The organism is Bradyrhizobium sp. WSM2793, from assembly GCF_000379585.1.
Taxonomy (GTDB): domain Bacteria; phylum Pseudomonadota; class Alphaproteobacteria; order Rhizobiales; family Xanthobacteraceae; genus Bradyrhizobium.
Genome location: NZ_KB902787.1, coordinates 1 through 20,701, shown reverse-complemented (window position 1 = coordinate 20,701; position 20,701 = coordinate 1). Strand labels below are relative to the sequence as shown.

Annotated in this window: 13 protein-coding genes; 11 read left to right on the top strand and 2 right to left on the bottom strand. The window is 57.8% G+C overall.

The genetic code is table 11. From position 1 onward, the window contains the following. Positions 1-281 precede the first annotated feature (281 nt). On the bottom strand, positions 282-851 hold the full coding sequence (locus A3AS_RS49130) for a hypothetical protein (RefSeq protein WP_245283240.1): 570 nt from the start codon (positions 849-851) through the stop codon (positions 282-284). Positions 852-3,379: 2,528 nt separating this feature from the next. Between A3AS_RS49130 and A3AS_RS0121070 the strand changes: the two genes are divergently transcribed. The 11 genes from A3AS_RS0121070 to A3AS_RS49125 all read left to right on the top strand — a co-directional run bounded on the left by A3AS_RS0121070 (position 3,380) and on the right by A3AS_RS49125 (position 19,781). Then, the gene (locus tag A3AS_RS0121070; protein WP_026202204.1) at positions 3,380-4,720 is read left to right on the top strand and encodes an NtaA/DmoA family FMN-dependent monooxygenase; all 1,341 of its coding nucleotides are present in this window, start codon (positions 3,380-3,382) and stop codon (positions 4,718-4,720) included. A 35-nt stretch (positions 4,721-4,755) separates the two neighbouring features. Then, entirely contained in the window at positions 4,756-6,444 is a 1,689-nt protein-coding gene (locus A3AS_RS0121065; protein WP_245283239.1) for an ABC transporter substrate-binding protein, read from the top strand. Then, complete coding sequence (locus tag A3AS_RS0121060; RefSeq protein WP_018319544.1) at positions 6,416-7,405, top strand: ABC transporter permease; 990 nt, start codon at positions 6,416-6,418, stop codon at positions 7,403-7,405. Before A3AS_RS0121065 ends, A3AS_RS0121060 begins: the two co-directional genes overlap by 29 nt. Further along, positions 7,402-8,265 carry an ABC transporter permease gene (locus A3AS_RS0121055; protein WP_018319543.1) on the top strand — a complete coding sequence of 288 codons (864 nt, stop codon included), beginning with the start codon at positions 7,402-7,404 and terminating at the stop codon, positions 8,263-8,265. Before A3AS_RS0121060 ends, A3AS_RS0121055 begins: the two co-directional genes overlap by 4 nt. Continuing rightward, positions 8,266-9,990, top strand: coding sequence for an ABC transporter ATP-binding protein (locus A3AS_RS0121050; RefSeq protein ID WP_018319542.1), 1,725 nt, complete (start codon positions 8,266-8,268; stop codon positions 9,988-9,990). A gap of 874 nt (positions 9,991-10,864) precedes the next feature. Continuing rightward, positions 10,865-12,346 (top strand): pentapeptide repeat-containing protein, encoded by a 1,482-nt coding sequence (locus tag A3AS_RS0121045; protein WP_018319656.1) that lies wholly within the window; start codon positions 10,865-10,867, stop codon positions 12,344-12,346. A gap of 203 nt (positions 12,347-12,549) precedes the next feature. Beyond that, on the top strand, positions 12,550-13,431 hold the full coding sequence (locus A3AS_RS0121040) for a pantoate--beta-alanine ligase (protein WP_018319541.1): 882 nt from the start codon (positions 12,550-12,552) through the stop codon (positions 13,429-13,431). A 335-nt stretch (positions 13,432-13,766) separates the two neighbouring features. Next, positions 13,767-15,008: a cytochrome P450 gene (locus tag A3AS_RS0121035; protein WP_049814945.1), complete on the top strand. Its 1,242-nt coding sequence runs from the start codon at positions 13,767-13,769 to the stop codon at positions 15,006-15,008. A 277-nt stretch (positions 15,009-15,285) separates the two neighbouring features. Beyond that, on the top strand, positions 15,286-15,639 hold the full coding sequence (locus A3AS_RS0121030) for a hypothetical protein (protein ID WP_018319539.1): 354 nt from the start codon (positions 15,286-15,288) through the stop codon (positions 15,637-15,639). 630 nt (positions 15,640-16,269) lie between these two features. Then, complete coding sequence (locus A3AS_RS0121020) at positions 16,270-18,522, top strand: hypothetical protein (RefSeq protein WP_018319537.1); 2,253 nt, start codon at positions 16,270-16,272, stop codon at positions 18,520-18,522. A gap of 926 nt (positions 18,523-19,448) precedes the next feature. Continuing rightward, positions 19,449-19,781, top strand: a complete 333-nt coding sequence (locus A3AS_RS49125) for a hypothetical protein (protein WP_018319536.1) — start codon at positions 19,449-19,451, stop codon at positions 19,779-19,781. Between the two features lie 692 nt (positions 19,782-20,473). On the opposite strand, the gene A3AS_RS43645 is transcribed toward A3AS_RS49125, so the two are convergent. After that, the coding region (locus A3AS_RS43645) for an ATP-binding protein (RefSeq protein ID WP_018319535.1) at positions 20,474-20,701 on the bottom strand (228 nt) is incomplete at its 5' end.

Here is a 20,701-nt window from a genome sequence, read left to right as displayed (position 1 = left end):
TAGTTATTCAGGTTTCCGCCCAGAAACAGTACCTCGCGCTCTTCAGTTGGGGTATCGCTCACCCATGCTAGATTGGGTTCGTCATTCTCAGTCCCGTCCTCAAGAATCGCGACGATCTCTTCGGCCGTCCGTGTGGTGACCTTCGGCACCGTGTAGGTGTGCAACTCTGTCGCGTTTTCCGCGATTGCTTTGGCCGTACTCGTTGTGATCGTCCGGCGAAAGAAGCAGTTGTGAGGCATCCTCGGACAGAGATACAAAAGGCGAAGAATTGGTGTCGCCTCTCATGTGCGCTGCCGCTGCGCGCCCCAGGTCAAGTTGTTGGCCTCCCCAAATATTCCAGGGGCGGCGTCGTAACGCAAAGCCGCCATGGAGCGCAAATGGTCCATCGCGCTTTGATGGTCCAACACATGTGGCTTATAATGGCTGGCGTGGTTTTGAAAGCGCTGCAGCTCCACGTATGACGATGCCATCACGTCGTAGAAAATGCGGGCCACTATCGACGCCGGCTGACGGACCAGTCGCTCTTGACTATTGTGCTGATCTTTGCGCAGCGAGTTCGATTCTCTTCTGAGTTCCGCAATATTCGCGCAGGTCAGCGTTGCGGCAAGCTGAGCGCGCCCTCTCACAAAGGATTCAGCTGCGCACCGTTCGTTCCCCTGGATAGCCTGCGCTCTCTTATTGCCATCCGTTGCAGTCCGGGTCGATCCAGCCCCGGGTGAAGCTGATGTTGGGAGGATTGGCTGTGGTTCTCTAAGCCGCTGCTCAAAGTCTGCTTGCGCTGTCTCTTCCTGTTGCGGCTCAACGTAATTCATCCGAGCCGCGGATAGGTTGACGTTGTCAAATGGCTCCATTCCCTTCTCCCTTTGGTAGCCTCTGTCGATATCATTCGGACAAAGTTGATCCGATGGCGATAAGGATCAGCAACTGAGGCGCGCGCAAATGTCTATAACTGGATCGGATCTGGTTCTCGAACGGGACTGACCCGGATCAAGCTCCTTCTTCTCTTCGAGATTTTGAGCCATCAAGTCGGCCTCCTGTCCGGATAGAGGTGTTGTATGTTAGAGGGCTTAGCTGTCGAACAGCTGACCAGACTCATTGTTTGAATCAAATTCGGTGCCGTTGCGGCTGTGCTGGCGAGCCTATTGTTCATTGCAGAGCTGAGTTTGGCGAGATGGGGCCATCGTCCTGTCCAGCTCCACGGCAGCACCGTGTGAAAGGTCTGGGAGAAGCAGCCCGGCGGAAGCGCAGGCATCGGTGAGCTTGAGCTGCGTGAGGAAGTCTGCCGAGGCCAGCTTGCATCGGCTGCGAGTCGATGTCCTTGAAACGTTACTCGAGACGCTAGCTCTGGTCCGAACAGCCGATTTGGTCGCGGCCATCGGGCTCGTGACCGCGCCGGCGTTCCGTGGAGCTCATTGTGCTCTGTCGGGATTGCTGATGGGCGCGAGGATTCGCGTGGGCCCCGCCGGGGCGCTGGTCGCCAACAAGACCCGCGCGATGCTACTTCGATCCAGGCATCCGCAACACGCGCGGAATAGCCTAAACTCACAATATCAAGGGGGCTGCGCGGCTGCGAGACGTTGGATTGCCGACCACACTTGGCAAGGCCACGAACGATTCGGCTCGCATGAAAGCCGCGACAGCGACGAACCGGCGCACGGGGGCCTCAGCTCGGAAAGACAAAATGGGGAGTTGACGCTTGCAACCAATGCGCCACACGTGCACCACAAGGTTGGTCGCGCCTAACAACCATATCGCGGCGAAAGCCTTGTGGTGTGGCCTGCAGGCGCAGCCGAACAAAAAGACCTAGAGCGATCTGCGCAGGCGGTCGTATCGGCCCCTCCTTCCCATCCTCCGGGCCCGACGCGTTTCCAGTCAAAGTAGCGATAGATCCCAAACCAGTGATGGACGGGCTTCCCGCAACGCGTACAGCCAAAAAGGTCTGAGCTATTCAAAGCGGCGGAGGCCTGCTCCTGAACACTGAATAAGTAGTGCCGCGAATTAGACTATCATTAGTCTTCCTGGGTCGATCCAAAGCGGCCAGTTGGCTGCTGCGATGCCCGAAGGAAGCGGCTCTTGGCGCTCGCGGGTTGCACCCGTGTTGCTAGTGGCAGGACGGCAGCAGGACGGTGATGGCTTAGGTCAGAGCGCCGGACCTGCGGTCGGCCGCCAAGCTGGCGCGGAGCGTGTCGTCCGTGATGTCCCTCGCCGATGATGGCCGCAGACGTCGACGCTGGGCAGGCGATTCGATCTGGCATTGTTGAAGCTGATAGCTCGCGATTCATCACGAGAGGCGCGCCCCACCTCATGTGCCGGTAAGTGACGCGCTCCAATACTCAACTGCGTGATTTCGTGAACGTTGATGCGGGCGATTTTTGACGCTCTGAGGTGGCCTATGTCCAAAGGTAACTGAATCCGTCCACCTATCGGCGCGCTCACGAGAAGGAGCCGTGACGACGGGCATTCTTGCAAAGTCGCGCTCGGTCATACCGATAAAAAAACGCGAGGACGATGCGGCGCCTGCAAGATGATCAACCGAAGGTTCGTAGCATTCTCGAATGCAGCAGGCGGCACAGGTGGAGAAGAGAGTTCAGCTTCCAATCGTTGCCTTAACGAGGCATCGAGAATCTGGAATGTTTCACCGCATTATTAGATGGTTGGGCTTGGCGCGGCCTTATTGGTGTCGCTTTGCAACGGGGCAGCAAGCGGTTGATCAACAATGTCGCGCCAAATCTGTCGTGTGTTCTCGAACGCATCAATTGATGTCGTTCGCTTCGAGCCGGCGCTGCCAATTGAAGCCGCTGCAGTCAGGCAGCGCGTTTTCGGTGAGCCTGATCAGAGACCATTTGGGTTAAGCGATGGAAAGATAGGCATCGCAATAGAAGAGGATGCCAACAGACGATAGTAGATTGAAATACTCAACTATTGCGTTTGCATGGTCTCGACCTCTACAGATCCTTCTAGCTTGATCCTTGCTGGCCCGGTCGGGAGTCCAAATGTTTCGATCGGCGAATGGGCATCCAAAACACCTTCCTGAGAAGGGGCTGGCTTCTTGATGAATTCTGGAGAGCCGATGTGAGTGTACTCGTGTGGAATCAACTAGGCGCTGGAAGCGGGCTGTACGCACGTCGGCGTCAATCGGGGGCCAGCGTCGCCGAAGCTCTTGTCGGCCGCGTCCGCTTGGAGAACATCACAGGACGTAGCCAAATCTTCTTTGGTGACATTCCTCTCACATCAGCCGACTGTTTGTTATCTATCCCTCAAATCGGCTACCCGGGGCACATTCAGGGTGAGCTTGCGCGAAAGCGCAGGGTGGCCGCCGAGATCGACTTATCCTCAAGGCCCACCAAGCGGCTCACAGGCCGCCGCATTAGAGGCTGTGATGTCTTCGGTTAACTCCATGCTTCATCTTGGCTTAAATCTTCATGGCGCTGGTGGTCATTCCGCCGCGTGGCGCTGGCTGGGCACAAATCCAAGCGCCTTTTTCGATATCGAGCACTACGTCCGGGCTGCGAAGGTTGCGGAGCGTGGTCTGCTGGATGCTGTATTCCTCGCCGATACCCCCGCAATAAGTTTCGACATTACGCACCAGCCCCCGCTTAATGGGCTCGAACCTACGCTGGTTCTCACTGTGATTGCACGCGAAACGGAGCGGATTGGCCTGATCGCGACAGCGTCCACAACCTACAATGAACCATACAATCTCGCTCGGCGTTTCCAATCGCTTGATGTCATCAGTGGTGGCCGCGTTGCGTGGAACGCGGTCACGACGTCGAGCCCGGCGACGGTAGCAAACTTTGGCGGTCGAGAAGTCGGGCGAGCGGATCGATACAGACGCGCCGAGGACTTCGTTGAAACCGTCCGTGCTCTCTGGCTGAGCTGGAGCGGCGAGATGGTCATCGCCGATCAGGCTGCGGGAGTTTACGCAGATCCGAGTCAATTCCGCCTGCTCGACCCCAATACGAATAGTTTTGGCATCCGAGGCCCACTTACGCATCCCGCTTCGCCCCAAGGCCAGCCAGTCATCGTTCAGGCGGGTGGTTCGGATCCCGGACTACGGCTTGGTGCCCGCAGTGCAGATGTCGTGTTTGCGGCAGCCGGAGACTTGACAACAGCTTTACAGGAGGCAGGGCGCCTGCGCGCGCTCTCTCGCCAATTCGGCCGCCCTGCGGCTCCGCTCATCCTGCCAGGCCTTGTCACCTGTATCGGGGGCACCGAGGAAGAAGCGGCTCGTCGCAAAGAGAAACTGGACGGACTGCTCGATCTGGAGCGCGCCGTCGCCGCTCTTGCACGAAGCATGGGCGTGGCGGTCGAGAAGCTTAGCCTCGAAAGGCCGATCCCGGAGGAGATTTTACCTGATGCAGATAATGTTCCGTTTTCTGTCGGTCACCATCGCACGATTGAAACTCTGGCGCGTCAAGGTCGGACGGTTCGCGAGATCATCAGCAGCGTTCAAGCTTTTGGCCATCGCTTGCTCGTGGGTGCACCCGAGCAGATCGCGGATTCGATTGAGGCATGGTTCCGCGCTGGCGCGGTCGATGGTTTCAACATCATTCCCGACGTGCTGACAGATGGCACTCCGGCGTTTGTCGACAATGTGGTGCCCATCCTGCAGAAGCGCGGGCTGTTTCGCAAAGAATATCGGGGACAGACACTGCGAGGCCATTTCGGGATTTCCATTCCTTTCGAGCTGGCAAGAGCCACACCTAGCTCACCGCTCTGACGCTTCCTCAACATCAAATGCTCTGGAGCCTGGATATGCCTTTATCGAATTCGCGGTCAACGAGGCGCTTCACTGGCAAGTCGAACTATCCCGCAAGAAAAGTGGCGGCTCCCCTTGTCGTGCTCTTGGGCCTGTCGCAATTGGTGCCCGGCATTCATGCTCAAGAAGGGTTAGCCGGCAGTGTAAAGCGAGGCGGCGTTATTCGTTACGGGCATTTTCAAGAGCCTGCCTGCCTGTTCGGAGGATGGGTGCAGCAATGGTATCTGCAACGCCAATACAGCGATAATCTGGTTGCGCGCAGTGAGGACGGCAAGATTGTGCCATGGCTGGCCGAGTCTTGGACCATCTCCGACGACAAAAAGGTGTACACATTCGAGATAAAGCCGAATGTGAAGTTCACGGATGGGACTTCTCTCGATGCGCAGGCCATCGCTGACAATATCAACGGATGGCTCAGCAACGACCCCGATCTTCGTAATCCGACTGCCGCTCCTTATCTTAGCGATAGCTTCGAAGCGGCAACGGCAATCGCTCCTCTGAGGTTGCAGGTAACCTTGAAGATGCCATTCCAACCCTTGCTGAACGTGTTCGCTCAGTCCTCACAAGGCATTCTCTCGCCATCCGCGCTCAAACGTGGACTTGCGGTGAATTGCGAGAACCCTGTCGGCTCAGGTCCATTCATTGTCGACAAGTGGCGCCATGGGCGGGAAGTCACCTTCCGCCGCAATCCCGACTACAATTCGGCGCCGGCCACCGCGAAACATCAAGGACCGGCTTACGTTGACGGGATCAGCTGGAAGTTTCTGCCAGATCAGACTGTCCGATACGGCTCGCTGATCACGGGGGAGACCGATGCCATATACGATATCCCGGCTGTCGCATGGAAGGACGCCAATTCCCGCTTTCCAGTATTGCGGCACCTTACCGGCGGCACCCCTCTGCGCCTGGCGTTGTATACGGCCCGGCCCCCATTTGACGACGTACTCGTCCGCAAGGCCTTTGCCTATTCTACTGACCGAAAGGCCGCGGTCGAGACATCCTTCCTTGGCTCTTTGCCATTTGAAGGCAACGGTGCGCTAAGTCAGAGCTCGCCGGAATACCTGCCTGAGCTCGCCCAGTCCTATGCGTACGATATTCGGAGAGCCAATCAGCTGCTTGATCAAGCGGGTTGGACTGAGCGTAATCCTAACGGCGTTCGTGTGAAGAACGGCAATCCGCTCATCGTGCGCATTTCCTATTCGAACGCTTTTCTGAAGCCAGATGGCGAGCAAGCCTTGCAAGTTATCCAGCAGCAGGCAAGGGCGGCCGGTTTTGACGCACGTCTTCAACCCACCAATCCGGCTGATTTCTTCGCCGGAAAAAACCTCGGGCCAGATGATTATGAAGTCGTTCTCCTCTATTGGGTTGCCCCCGGCGCTGAGATATTCCGGATCTCGTGGAAGCCCGATCAGAATGGCGAATCCAATCGCTTCAATCCCTCACGCTACCAGGATCTGACGCTTTGGAACGTCATTCAAAAAGCGGAGCAGGATTTCAATGGGGCTGAACGTACCGCCCTCTATCAGCAGGCGGAACGGAAGATCGTGGATGACGCTCCTGTCATTGGCCTCACGGTTCTGGACGTAACTTTGGCGACCAAGCCGAACCTGAAAGACGTTTGGCTGGACCGCGGGTCAGTTGGCGAACCTGTCTTTTATGACGCTCATTTTGACGACAAGAAATGACGCCGTGAAGATAGGACCCCATCATCCCATTGTTTGGTTCGCGCGCCGGATACTGTCCGGCGTGATCGTGGTGTGGGCTGCCGCAACGTTTGCGTTCGTAATTCAGTGTGTGCTGCCTGGTGATCGCGCCCAGATCATCATCAATGTGGCGAGTGGCAACGTCGGGCCGGCATCATCGGCAGAGCTTGCAGCGATCAACGCGAAATACGGCTTCGATCAACCGCTCGCGGTTCAATACGGCAAATACATATTGCGAATCCTGCATGGAGACCTTGGCGAATCGTACCAGCAGCATCGGCCTGTCGCAGGGATCATCGCGGAACAGATTGGCCCCACGATTATTCTGGCAATCGCCGCGCTGCTGATCGCATGGATTATCGCAATCCTGACAACCTTGTTCATCGCCGGCAGAGACAACATATGGTCGAAGCTGCTCAACGACACGCAAGTCTTTTTGGCAACCGTGCCGCCTTACTGGCTAGCCACAATTCTGATGGTTGTCTTTGCGGTAAAGCTGCGCATCTTTCCGGTCATCGGTGGAAATTCGCCGATCGGGCTCGTTCTGCCGACACTTGCGTTGGCTCTTGAACTGTCGGGCTTTTTCGGACAAGTCGTTCAGAACGAGTTCACGCGCGTGCTCGAGCAGCCTTTCGTTACGTCCGCGCGGGCTCGAGGTATGAGTGATTTCGGCGTCAGGCTTCGCCATGTCCTCCGCCACGCCGCATTGCCCGGCATTACTTTATCAGGTTGGGCGCTCGGCAAACTTCTTTCGGGCGCGATTTTGATCGAGGTGGTTTTCGCCCGTCAAGGCCTGGGTGGAGTCCTTGTCGCAGCAACGTCCTCGCGAGACGTTCCGATTGTCTCGGGAGCTGTTTTGATCTCTGCGGGCCTATTCGTTGTTGCCAGTATGATTGTCGATCTGACTTACCGGGTGGTCGATCCGAGGATCAAGTTGACATGAGCATGTTCGCCGAAGTCACCGTGTCTCGGCCGCTCAAAGAAGTCCTGGCAATCGTCCGCCATGTTCCTTTCCGAGTTGCCGTCTGTCTCATCATCATTGGCTTCTTTTCCCTCGCGGCTATGGCGCCAAAGGTGCTGCAGACGCACGATCCGCTTGCTATTGATTTGAGATCGTCATTGCAGTCACCGTCGAACGCCCATTGGTTGGGAACTGATCAATTGGGTCGAGATCTTTACTCTCGAGTAGTCGAGGGCGCAGGCCAGTCCCTGGCCATCGGACTTGGCGCGACGGCGCTGAGCATGTCCATTGCGATCGTTTTCGGCGTCGCCGCCGCACTTTCTGGTGGCGTATTCGACAGCATCCTCAGCCGGATTGTCGACGTGCTCTTCGCAATTCCCACGCTCTTGCTTGCCCTTGTGTTCGTGACCGTTTTTGGGCCGTCGGTACTGACTGAAGTCATAGCTGTCGGAATCGGCACTGCGCCAGGCTATGCGCGCATGATCAGGGGCCAGATCCTTTCCATCAAAGGGACAGGGTATGTGGAGGCCGCCAAGGTGCTGAGCCATCCATTTCCCCGCATCGTCTGGAGGCATATTCTTCCCAACGCCATGAACCCGCTGACAGCAATGATGACGATCGGCGTGGGTCAGGCGATTATCTGGGCCTCTGGTCTTGCCTTTCTAGGTCTTGGCGTTGCTCCCCCGGCCCCTGAATGGGGCGCGCTGCTCAATGCCGGACGCAATTATGTGATCTACGCCTGGTGGCTGGAGATCATACCCGGTCTGGCAGTGACGGCATTTGCCCTCAGCGTCACCATCGTCGGGCGCCATCTACAGGACCGTCTGGAAGGAAAAAGGTGAATGTTGCAGGTTCGTCCCAAGCCTGTCTCGCAGCAGGCAGACCTCCTCACGGTCGATTCGCTGCGTGTTTCGTTCGGGCGCGACATCGCCGAGAATTCGGTTGTCCGCAGTATGTCCTTCTCCCTCCGACCGGGACGGTGCCTTGCGATCGTCGGTGAATCCGGCTCAGGCAAGAGCGTGACTGCGCGTGCTCTCATAGGCCTTGCTGGTCGCCACGCCGACGTCCATGCACGCCAGCTGAGCTTCGACGGGACGGACCTGATCGGCCTTAACGATCGTGCCTGGCGGCGCATCCGCGGCAACGAGATTGGCTTTGTATTACAGGATGCACTCGTCTCGCTTGACCCGCTTCGCCGGATCGGCAAAGAGATTGGTGAAGGCTTGCTCCTCCATGGTGCGGTATCATCACGCGAGGAGCTCGCACAGCGCGTCATTGCTCTCCTTAAGCTCGTCGGTGTCCCTGAGCCCGAGATCAGGGCCGAGCAGCTGCCGCATCAATTATCCGGCGGCCAGCGTCAACGGGCTCTCATCGCTGCAGCACTTGCGCTCGATCCACGCATCCTTATTGCCGACGAGCCGACTACCGCTCTCGACGTGACGGCCCAAGCTCATGTGCTGGCACTGCTCGAGGAGACCAAAACGAGGGGCAAGGCTCTGATCCTGATCAGTCACGATCTGGCAGTGGTCTCCCGCGTGGCAGATGAGATCCTCGTCATGCGAGGAGGCGAGGTCGTCGAACGCGGCACCGCCGCCCAGATATTCAAAGATCCGCGGCACCCCTATACTCGTCAGCTGCTGGACGCCGTGCCATCAGGCCGGCCGCGCGGCTCACGGCTCTCACCATCGACTATTGTGCATTCGCCTGGCCGGCAAACGCAGCCTCCCGTGCAATCGCTGCCGAAATCTCGTTCCATCCTGCTCGAAGCGACAAGTCTGGTGAAGCGCTTCAAGGGCCCGGATGGCGTTTTACGGGCGGCTGTGGACGGCGTCTCCTTCGAACTGCGATCCGGCGAGACTTTGGGCATCGTGGGTGAGTCCGGATCAGGAAAGTCAACGATGGCGCGCATGGTCCTGGCGCTCGACGAGCCTGACGAGGGCGCCGTTCAGTTTGCGGGCCGGCCTTGGACCGCGCTCGCCGAACGCGAACGGCGGGCTCTGCGGCGGTCGATATCGATCATTTACCAGGATCCCCTTGGGTCGTTTGATCCACGTTGGACAGTCGGCCGCATCATATCCGACAGCCTTTCGAGCGACGTTGAGACACGGCGCAAGCGGCAAGAGCGCGTTATCGACCTGCTCGATATGGTCGGTCTATCCCAGGCCTTGCTGGACCGACGACCGCTCGAGCTTTCGGGCGGTCAGCGCCAGCGTGTTGCGATCGCCCGCGCGATCGCACCGAATCCGGCCATAATCGTCTGCGATGAACCGGTTTCGGCGCTCGACGTCTCGATCCAGGCCCAGATCTTGGACCTGCTTGGCCATCTGAAGGACCACCTCGGCGTAAGTTATCTCTTCATCTCGCATGATCTCAGTGTTGTTCGTCATATCAGCGATCGCGTCATAGTTATGCGCCGCGGGCGAATCGTCGATAGTGGGGCCACTGAGGAGATATTTCGCAATCCACAGTCTGAATATACCAAGAGCCTTATCGCCGCCATGCCGCGTCTTGTGCGCGACCAACAGATAGGTCATTCAGCTACGATCCTCGAAGAAGGCATCGCATGAATGCCGTCGAATTCGACTTCCTTTATCACGCAATCGTCTATCCATCGCGGGGCATTCGCCTAAGCGCGCCGAGTTCGTCACGATTACGCGCTCGCTCATCGCTCGGCCAGGACAGTCTGCGGACACGGGTTCCCACTAGGTGCACCGGCCGGCGCGCGGAGCAGGGCTAGCCGAGTTTGAATACTCGCCAACCGTGAGGTCGGCGATCCGCACGTGTCCAATTGCAAGTCATCGATTGCGTGCCCGCAAGGACTGGCGGCTCTTGCTCTCCTGCAAACGAACTCGGAATTTTCGCTTTCACGATAGCCTTGCGATGGTGCGGTCCCTGACAACGGAACGTGTTTGTCAGGTTCAAAACATTCGGCGTGAAATTCGATTTCATGAAGCCAATTCAGCCCCTTGATTGCGACTGATGCGGCTGGCACGGTCGTTGCTATCGAAATGAGATAACGCCCGGCTGAGTGCAGGTAGATGAACGATCACTTTTCCGCCCGCAAGCCGTGGGTCCATTCTGAAAAAGAAGCAAGACCTTGAATTGTTAGCATTCGGTGTGACGGAGAGCGATGTGGATTTTCCTCTAAGAGCCGACGAGACAAATCGCAACTTCTGGACATATCGGCACGGTCAAAAGGTTCTCAGCTTGCCGGGCTTCGTGAACAATCGTACCGAGCGGCAGTGGGGGGCGCATGACTAGAATTCGGCCGACGTCCTCAAGCGTATCGGCTGCGGAGGACACCGACACAATAGGTGTCTCATCGAGGCATCGTGTCGCCATTTCGCAGACGAGTTCGCCACAAATCGCATAGCGCACCGCCAAGGCCGAGCAAAGAGGTCAAACAGGGCCCTCGTAATCCCGGCAATACGGAATATCGACATGCCGCAAACGATCGGCGCTGATAGCGAGTGCACCGCGAATGAAGGGGCGGAGCACTGGTCAGATCCGAAAAACAACCTTTCATCAGATGGCGACTTTGTTCGGTACTGGAGCCGAGCTGCCGATCGGCTGCGCGCGGTGGCCGCTGTCGGGAGGCGAACCGAGGAGGCGATCAGAAGGACTGGGATTGGTTTGCAGCTATCCTCCGAGAACTTTAACGGTCACGACCTGTCAGATTTCCCGTTGCGACGCTGTACCCTCAATCGTGCGCAGCTCTACGGAGCAAAGTTGGATCGGGCAGACCTTTCTGGGGCGAATCTTATCTGTCCGGGGCTAGAGAGGGCAAGTTTCCGCGGGGCCAAGCTCGATTTTGCGTATATGCACGCGATTGCAGCGCAGGTCTGCAACTTCGATGATGCCAGTCTGCGCAATGTAATTGATGCAACCGGCAGTCTGTTTCACGGTTGCAGCATGAAAAGGACACGCTTTGACAACGCGATGCTTAGCGGGCTCCTCGTTTACCAGTGCGACGCGAGTGATGCTGTATTTGATGGTGCGGAATTACAGGGTTCGACCATCAATGAATGCTTCCTTTCTTCTGCTTCCTTCCGCTTTGCCAAGTTGAGCCAAGTCACGATCACGAAGACGCATCTGGCGGATTGCTCGTTCTTCCAGTCAAAGGGGGACTGTTTATCGATCGTGCGTCCCACCTCGGTCGACGGTCTTGTCCTGGAAGGCGCTCATCTTCCGTATCTGAGACTCTCAAAGGTGAGCGGCCGCATTGCGGCGAGAGCCCTGAGCGCTCCATTTGCTGATCTTCACCTGTCAAATCTTTCAAGTACAGACCTTGAACAGGCAGACTTGACCGAGGCGCGGCTTCTGTCCGTAAGTTTGTCCGACGCGAACCTCGTTGGTGCTGTGTTGAACGGTGCCTCTATTCATTCCTGTCAGCTCGATGGAGCGGATCTGTCTCGGGCATCAGGCGAAAGCATTTCGATAATAGAGAGCACAATGCGAGCCGCCAAATTGATGGGCTTCCGTGGCCGCTGTGCCTTTGTGCGCGACTGCGATCTTGAACATGCAGACTTATCCCAGGCTTACCTCTACAGGTCGATGATCACCGGTGATCCCCCGCAATCAATGGCATTGGATCACGCAAATCTCGAAGGATCCAATCTCGTTCAGGCATATCTCGCCGCGGGAATGACCGACAGCAACCTGCAGGGAACGCGCCTCGCATATGTTCGCATGAACCAATCGTCTTTGCGCGACGCGAACCTGAGTGGGATATCGCCGTTCCAGGCCAGCTTCGTAAAGGTCGACTTTTCTGGCGCTAAGATAACCACATTCGAGCCACCGTTTTTTGCCGACCGATGTCCGGGACTGCAGGCCGCTTTAAAGGCGGATCAGCCGCCCGAGCCATCAAGCTATCTGGCTGAATTCTCATCGTTGATCAGACGTGGTCGAGAAGGGTCAACCTGACTGCTTTGGAAACCGCAAAATAGAAGGGACTATAGTGTCCGTGAGCTGAGAACAGGTTGGTGCAGTGGTCCGAGCTGCGAGCGGGCGGTAAGGCTCTTTGGGGCTCGTTGGCGTGCGCGGCCAATACGAGACGCAGGGCGGACCTTCTGCGATCCGGCCGGTCAGACCACTCTTTTGGCGTTCAAAGAAACTGGAGTAAGAAAATGCATCTGGCGTGTCTTTCCGCAGGCAAAGCGTTCATCCGGGAGGTGGCGAGAACAGGTCAGACTATTGGGACGGTACACACTCTAGGCGCCCTGCATCTTGGGCATGCAGAACTGATCAGAAGAGCGGCATCGGAGAATGACGTCGCGATTGTCACAGTCTATCCGAACAAGACCCAGCTTAGGCCAGGTGGGAGCTACGATTTCAATTTGGACGATGATATTGGACTTGCCCTACGTGCGGGAGCAACTGCCGTGATTTCCTCGAACGACACCGAAATGTTCCCGCCTGGCTATCGAACGTTTGTTTCGCAAGGCGACTATCATTTGCGTTTAGATGGGCCTGAGGCGTACTTGAAGGAAGCCGTTACCGGCGCAGTCCGCTGGATCTGTTATGCGCGACCAACTCGCAGCTACTTCGGCCTGAAAGATATCGGTCAGGCGATCCTGGTGAAGCGCGCCGTCGCAGACCTCCTTCTCGATTGCGAAATAAGGTTTGTGCCGACCGTGAGATACAAGAACGGAGTGCCGATTTCGTCGCGCTTGAGGCGATTTAGCCGCTCCGAGCTTGATGAGCTGTCGTATCTCTTCAAGGCACTTAACCATTCGAGGAAAGAGATCGCCCAAGGAGCGTTGAGCGTCAAGGATCTGGTAGCGTCGGCTATATCTCAGATAGAGTTCCGACAGTTTAAACTCGATTTTGTTCGGATTGTCGGCGCTGATAACTTCGAAGACCTAGAGCAGGTCAAGCTCCCTTTCATAATTGTTGGAGCGGCAATGGCACATGGTCTCAGGGTCTTCGATAGTATCTACGTTCCAGATCAAGATACACTCCTGAATGGTCCTGCGGATCTCTGGATCGATCTGCCTGAACAGTCCTAGCCAGACGACTATTCATAGCACGATGTTGACAAACGTAGCCACTCCGGCCGTACCTGAACGCGGGGGCTACCTTATTACTGTACATTCGGCTTGATGTTGCCTCCAAGGCACAACCATCGTCCAGCCAGGGGTGATAGCTCTCACCGATCCACTGAGTAGATCGAGTTGGAAAGTCAATGCGATCCTTACTGCCCGACATGGTAGGGCTAGGCTAGCTGCACTTTGAGATAGTCTGGTCGAGCGGCCCCTCGCCGCCAAACGCTACGGCAGCTCGAAACGGTGAATCGCGACCTTGGATCCGTAAGCTCTCGAGAGCAAAGTCTGCGGAGATGATCATGAAAAGGCGATTGGAAGATCATAGAGCGGACGACGGGCGTATTATCCCGCTGAGCAAGCTGGATGTAAGCGAGGCCAAGCGCTTTCAAGACGACAGCATCTGGGGTTGCTTCGAGCGGTTGCGAAGGGAAGATCCCGTTCACTACTGTCAAGACAGCCCTCATGGTCCATATTGGTCCCTGACGAAATACAGGGATATCGTAGCGGTAGACACAAACCACAAAGCATTCTCGTCGGAGCAAGGTGTCACTATTGTCGACGTGCCTGACAAACACTGGACCCAGAGTTTCATCAAGATGGGGCCTCCGCGCCACGCCGAGCAGCGCAATACCGTCAGTCCGATAGTCGAAGCGGAAAGCCTAACAAAGCTCGAAAGCTTGATCCGCTCTCGGGTCAGGGCGATTCTAGGCGGCTTGCCGCGCAATGATGCCTTCAATTGGGTGGAGATGGTCTCCATAGAGTTGACGACGCAAATGCTCGCCACGCTGTTCGACTTTCCATTTGAGGATCGGCGACTCCTGACCTATTGGTCAGACGTCGCTGTTACAACTCCGAGAGCAGGCCATGCGATCGACAGCTGGGACAAGCGAAGCACAATCTTGTCCGAGTGCCTGGACTATTTCAACCGACTTTGGAACGAGCGCATCAATGCCGAGCCGCGCCTCGACCTGATTTCCTTGATGGCGCACTCGCCCGCCACGCGCCATATGGAGCCGAGTGAGTTTCTCGGGAATCTGATTCTGCTGATCGTTGGGGGGAATGACACCACGCGCAACTCGATTACCGGCGGCCTTCTGTTCATGAATCAGTACCCCTCCGAACTGCGAAAACTAACCGACAATCGCAAGCTGGTCTCAAGCGCCGTGTCCGAGATTATTCGATACCAGACGCCGATCGCACATATGCGCCGCACCGCCGCGACCGATAGCATCGTAGGCGGGAAACAGATCAGGAAGGGCGACAAGGTCATCATGTGGTACATCTCCGGCAACCGGGATGAAGAGATCATTGAGAACGCGAACAGTTTCGTCATCGACCGCAAGAATGTGCGGCAGCATCTCTCGTTCGGATTCGGCATCCATCGCTGTCTTGGTCGACATCTTGCGGAACTGCAGGTGAGAATCCTCTGGGAAGAGATTTTGGACGCGGGACTGCAGGTCAAGGTTGTCGGTAAACCCGAGCGAATTGCATCCAACTTCGTGCACGGCTATTCCGCTCTCCCTGTGCGGATTGCAGCCTAGGCCCCGATCGCTCCAGTCTGGCAGACGGCACGCGGTGGGGTTGGGCTCGTCCTGAACCATCTTCGCTTCTGCAAGCAGCGGAAATGGTGTGATCGACGCGAAACAATTGCTGCATGTCGGGATCTAGTCATCAACCGGGTAGACGTTTGAAGTGCCCGTGAGGAGCGATAGCGCGCGGACCGCTTGCAAGCGCCTGGCAGGCCGAAAAGGCAACCGCAACGGTAACTCCGATGCCCCGTCTCCGGGCTGTCTTGGATAGCCGGAACTGTAGAGGCCGATGAACTTGGTATTGAAGATTGTAGCAGTGGCAGCGATTTTCCTTGGAGAAGCGCTTTCGATATTCGCCGAGTTGATTGCCTCAAGGCAATTTGGAAAGGCCGGCGGTGATCTGGCAATGCTGTTGCCGATGTTTTTCCTGATATCCTTCGGTGGCATCCTCCTCGTTTTGGGATACGCGCTGGGCTACATGCATCTGAAGAATATCTGGATCATTGTCGCGATATCGGTGGGAGCTATTCTGGTATTGGAACCGATACTCACGCTTCTGCTCTTTAGAGACGTGCCGACAGCCGGTTCGCTGATCGGGCTGATGCTGGGTGCGCTTGGTACGCTGGCTGCCATATTTCTATGAGGGAGATCTGACCGCGCCTGGATGGGCGCCGGCTCGGCGAGATGTAGCTTAAGAGGGACTTGCGCAACGTCGATTCTGCTCGATTCGCAGGAGAAATGTTGTTGCGAATCCGCCTTCAGCGTCTCGTCACAATCGGTGCATGGCCATTGGCTTGGTAAGCTCTTTTGTCGAAGTCTCCTTTCGGGATAGTGGACGCGTGCGGCGGCCGTAGGTCTGCCGATCGATATACGCTGGCCATTCCTGCCTGATCACATTCGCCGTTCAGGAAGCGAGCGGTCTCCCGGCTGCTCTGTAGCGTTTGGGATGGCTTGGCCCAGTTCGTGTGGAAAGAGCCACCGGCATAGGCGCGGGACTCTTACGGATCGCCTCGCGGCCGGTGCTGTTGCAGTCCACAGCGCAGATCTTGACCAGTGCACGTCGGCCGCCGTCACGTCTCAGCTGATTATCCCGCAACTGACGCTGTTATCCCGCATCGCTGTCTTCAGCAACACAGGGGGTGCAATGGAAAATGGAACCCAAGGCGACATCGGCTTTCTTGTGCATCCGGAAGAACGCTCTTGGTCAGCTAGCCGTCAGCCAGGCGGTCTATCCAGAGAGGCTGCGCATTCTCGACTTTATCGGAGATAAAATATGACGGGCATTGGCCGAGCTGGCACATCGCAGGTTGGGGCCGCAGGAGCCGACAGCACCGGGCAAATGAGCAGTTCGAGCCTTGAGCCCGGCCTCTTCGCTGGGGAACGCAGTCGTTCCTTCGACGCCGTGGTGGAGCGGATGCGCTCCGGACCTCAAGATAGAACTGCGGCACTTGCGAACCCGCCACCAACTTCGGATGTGGCGGCGCCAACGCGGGATGAGATCAAGGCAGCAAAGCGAAAATTGAGCAGCCTGCTTGAGGAGTTTGAAACTTGTCGTCGAGCGGCCACGCACGCCCGGGACTTTCCCGAGGCCCAAGAGCTGATCGACCAAGTCGTCAGGGCAGGCTCAGCAGTTCTGGACTACTACGCCGATCTGCCCCAAGACTTGGCACGTCGCATTCTGCCCGACGATCGGGCTCGCCGGCTCCGCGATAACACGCTGGACGCGGGCGACGAATGTAACGCCGTGGCCACCAAGATCATCTATCCACTGGAGAAGAGCAGAAGGAAAGCAGCAGAGTGGCTCGAGAAGATCAAAGACGCGGCTACGCCCGACCAGCTGAGCCGCGCGGTTGCAGGCGTGGCGGAACAGTATGCGGCCTGCATGGAGTGGTGGGGAAAGAAGGCATTGCGCTCGGAGCGGATGCAGTCCGTCTGCGCGGCTACTGCCGACTTGCCAAGCAGCACGCCCGAGATGCGCAAGGCCGAAGAGGCCGCACTAAGGCTGCATACCGGCTGGGCCCTCAATACGAAGTGCATGTATCTGCAATCGCGGATCGCTCTCGCGCAGCTCTTGATTAACTCGCAAGCGAGCACGTTGGAACCAGACGTGCGCGGCGCTCTCATGGACGAGAGCGGGCGGGTGCGTCTGCTCGGGACCTTCATCGGAGATGTTTTTCCGGCGTTCGTCTCGACCGCCGAGGCCGTTCTGAACAGCAACGGGACGCCGCTCGACGCTGAGCATCGCGCCGTTCTGGAAGGAGTCATGGAGCGGCTTTCGGAGTTCGCATCGGGGGTGAGTTCCATGGTTGCCACGCTGAGGGCGGCCGGAACGGGAGCTGACCTTCCGTTGCAGTTGCTGGACGAGATCGTGGAAGGTGCGTGGCTTACGGCGAACGAAGTCATGCGGCTGTTGGCAGTGCAGCCACAGATGCCAGCCACGATTGAACCGCCGGCTTGGGCTGCGACTGCGCTGCCGGAAAATACTGCCCTCGTGGGCGAAGGCAGTCCGGCGCGCAGAAAGGGCAAAGGAAGACGCGCAGCGGCCGCAGGCGAGGGGAGTTCGACGGCCCGCCCGCCCGAGCCGCAACTCGCAAGACCCGATGCCGCCACGGCGCCGACAGGCAAGGTTATCGTGCTCTCGGATCTCGGTACCAAGAAACTCGCGACCGCGGAGGAGGCACGCGCGCGGGCGTCAACCTCTGCCACCGAGCATCTCCAGATGTGGCAGGCTCCGCCCTCCAGGAAAGCACTGGCGGGATTGCTCGAGCGACTGGACGAGCTGCTGCAGTTTAATCTGCGGGCTCAGCAAAGCGCCGTCTCGCAAGCGCGCCAGATGAAGCCCGAGGACGCTGACCACGTATTGAATCTCGTCGCTAAGCGCTTGCAGACGCAGGCCACCGAGATTGAGGCCTGTGTAGCCGCGCTCGAGGAGCCTCGCCGACGTGTCCTGCTCACGCCTGTGCAAGTGCCCGAAGTGCACGAAAAAATTGTCCGGCTGAAGGCGATGTGGTCCGAGGTGCAGGGACAGGCAAACTCATTGAACACGCGAAAGGCAGCAATCACGAGCGATTGCATGAAGACCTATGCGTTTCCATCGCAAAAGTACCTTGAACAGTTGCGGGCGGCGGGGGAACTGGCGTCAGTGGATCCACCGCGCGCCTTGAAGGCAGAGCCGGGGACGCTGTTCGAGATCAAGCTGCAGCCCAAGGCGCTGCGCGGTGGTGCGATGCCAAGCCCGATGTGGGTGCACATCCATACCCAGCGGCCGGTACATGCCTGGCAATTGGCAACGCTCGGTGATCGCGAATTCGCCGCTTGCCACGTGAAGTCCGACCAACAGCGCGGCTACAATCAGCACTGGCAGAGCGCTCGAGCCGCCGAGGGGCACCAGAACGTCGTGATCCACCGCGGCAAGCTCACCCCTGCTTTCTGTAGGTCCTTGTTGAGCACCGCCGCTGGCCGCCATGCGTGGCACCCCCTTCCCGATCCGGAGGTGTCGGCGCAGATGGCTCGACTGGGGATCTAGTGAGCTGGTTGTCTTGCGGCAGTGTGCCGTTCGGTGGCAGCTTCATGCCTCCGGATCGGGAAGGCAGATTGCCTGAGCAGCACCGAGGCCTTCAGGCTCCATTTCGCAAAAGGATGGAGCCTTGGGGAAGAGAATACGCACCACGGGAGCCTTGTCAGCCGGCGATCCGGACTATTGTCGATCGCCGGACAAGCAAGCTGCCATCACGAGGCGTGGCGAAGATCGGCGCTCGGGCGAGAAGCTAGGCCACTGAGTGCGGCAGCCGGAGAAACATGTGCCTGATGCCGGCGGCGATCCGCTCGGATGTACCAGCGCTTTCGCCTGTCTGCCCGCCGCGAACTGGCCGCAAATCTTCGGCGGAGCTTGCGCGTGGTCCGGATGCACGGGAGCTGAGTATCCCGGGCGGCTTTGACGAATCGAATCGGGCGGTGCACAACAACGCTGCCTGTTTGCTACTCTTGCATAAGGCTACGACGGCCCCAGCATCCCGCCTCCATGGCCCCCGGAAGATGCTGGGGCTCGTCGTTCTTCGTTGAGCGCCTCAAGCCGAAGACGTCGAAGCTGCTTCTCTTCAAATGACAATGGCGCCGAGCGCCGCCGAGAAAATTCCGTACATGGACCTATAGTCAGGCATGTCCCTGCTTTTTTCAGTCGCCATCACGAGCGACCAACGGTGGCATCGCCGGAAAGAGTAGACGGTGCCTCCGCAGCCCGATCAGCTTGGCGGGGGCTGTCCATTGAGTCATGGCGCGAGCTCACGACAGCAATCCAAATCATGGGCCTGAGCGACCTTTACAGCTCGAGCCGTGCCCCCCAAGCACCCGGTGCATCACCTCGCTTTTGATCTCCCGGGCGATCTCGTTGACAATTTGAGTTCTCGACCATAACGGCCTTTGCAGGTTCCGAGCGGCTTAAGATAAAGCCATATGGTGATGTCCGAACTTATCCATTCCGTAGATAGACCCAATCAAGAAAATCAATTTTACCACTTGCAGCTTCGTCATATAGACGTCGAGGACGGCTGGGGCCAACCTAGGGAAGCGATTTCTCGAATGAAAAGATTCGTGTTTGTGACTACGAGCGCCCTCGCGCTTGCAATGGCGGCGGTGCCGACTTTTGTTGCAAAGGTTGCCGCGCAACCAGCCACCACCAAGGCGCAGGTAGCGGATACGTCATATCCCCAGTGCGCGGATGACCCGTTGGATGGTATCTGCGACCTGTTTTTTTGTTTGACCGATCCGTCGTGCGTACAACACTGAAAACGGAAAACAATCAAGCAGAGAATGAGGATCGAGCCTCGTGCGGCCGCTTGCTCCGACAGCGGCCGCATCCTCTTCTCGTACGGGTACGCCGCCAGATGGAGCAATCCGCGCCATCGTCTTCTGTAAGAGGATCTGAGCGATTGCTCACTAACATCCAGTCGGGTGACGATCGCCAATCGAGCAAATGCTCAATCGGCGTAGGTTGAGTGAACGGAGATGTCGTTTTTGAGCAGCGACGCGTCCGCACGATCTTGCAAGAATTTCTTGCCCCCACGCCCGTTCGCCTGAAGAAAAAAAGCAAAGCACGACATCCGCCTCGGAACCGAGGGCCCCGTATGGTCCACGGTCCACGGCGGTGCATCGCGGGGCCGTCAACCGCGAGCAATCGTGGGGCGGCGAAAGTGCTTCAGATGCGTTGCCGGGTCGCTCGCGCTCGTTGACCGCAAAGTGGCCAAGCTAGATGAATGTCGGGTGAAGAGGTAGCTTCTAGCGTCGCGGCTCCGCCCGCGAGTGCCCCTCCGCTGAAAATGTTCCTTGATGTCTCTTTCCATCGGGGCGAATTGTAGCGCGTCGATCTGGATGGGAAGGCGCGGCAATCTGGATGGCGAGCCAGTGTCGCGGCGAAGTAATGATTGCCGCGCAGATTGTCGCGCGCAAGAGTTTTGTTGAACTCTGATTGTCGCGCAGCGTCAATCAGCGACGGTTTTGGGTGTCGCGTGCGAGGTCGGCCGTCCCGGACCGCGTTTTCGNTCGAGCGCGGTGCGTCTGCGATAGCTCTCGACGTTCATCTCAACGATGGTGGCGTGGTGAACGAGACGATCGATGGCGGCGAGCGTCATGGCGGGGTCCGGGAAGACCTTGTTCCATTCGCCGAACGGCTGATTGGCGGTGATCAGCATCGAGCGGCGCTCGTAGCG

Coding starts and splice junctions, on each gene's coding strand:
- A3AS_RS0121060 (WP_018319544.1), top strand. CDS start 6,416: ATGACGCTCATTTTGACGACAAGAAATGACGCCGTGAAGATAGGACCC.
- A3AS_RS0121070 (WP_026202204.1), top strand. CDS start 3,380: ATGTCTTCGGTTAACTCCATGCTTCATCTTGGCTTAAATCTTCATGGC.
- A3AS_RS0121055 (WP_018319543.1), top strand. CDS start 7,402: ATGAGCATGTTCGCCGAAGTCACCGTGTCTCGGCCGCTCAAAGAAGTC.
- A3AS_RS0121045 (WP_018319656.1), top strand. CDS start 10,865: ATGCCGCAAACGATCGGCGCTGATAGCGAGTGCACCGCGAATGAAGGG.
- A3AS_RS0121050 (WP_018319542.1), top strand. CDS start 8,266: ATGTTGCAGGTTCGTCCCAAGCCTGTCTCGCAGCAGGCAGACCTCCTC.
- A3AS_RS0121030 (WP_018319539.1), top strand. CDS start 15,286: ATGAACTTGGTATTGAAGATTGTAGCAGTGGCAGCGATTTTCCTTGGA.
- A3AS_RS0121065 (WP_245283239.1), top strand. CDS start 4,756: ATGCCTTTATCGAATTCGCGGTCAACGAGGCGCTTCACTGGCAAGTCG.
- A3AS_RS0121040 (WP_018319541.1), top strand. CDS start 12,550: ATGCATCTGGCGTGTCTTTCCGCAGGCAAAGCGTTCATCCGGGAGGTG.
- A3AS_RS49130 (WP_245283240.1), bottom strand. CDS start 851: ATGGAGCCATTTGACAACGTCAACCTATCCGCGGCTCGGATGAATTAC.
- A3AS_RS0121035 (WP_049814945.1), top strand. CDS start 13,767: ATGAAAAGGCGATTGGAAGATCATAGAGCGGACGACGGGCGTATTATC.
- A3AS_RS0121020 (WP_018319537.1), top strand. CDS start 16,270: ATGACGGGCATTGGCCGAGCTGGCACATCGCAGGTTGGGGCCGCAGGA.
- A3AS_RS49125 (WP_018319536.1), top strand. CDS start 19,449: ATGGTGATGTCCGAACTTATCCATTCCGTAGATAGACCCAATCAAGAA.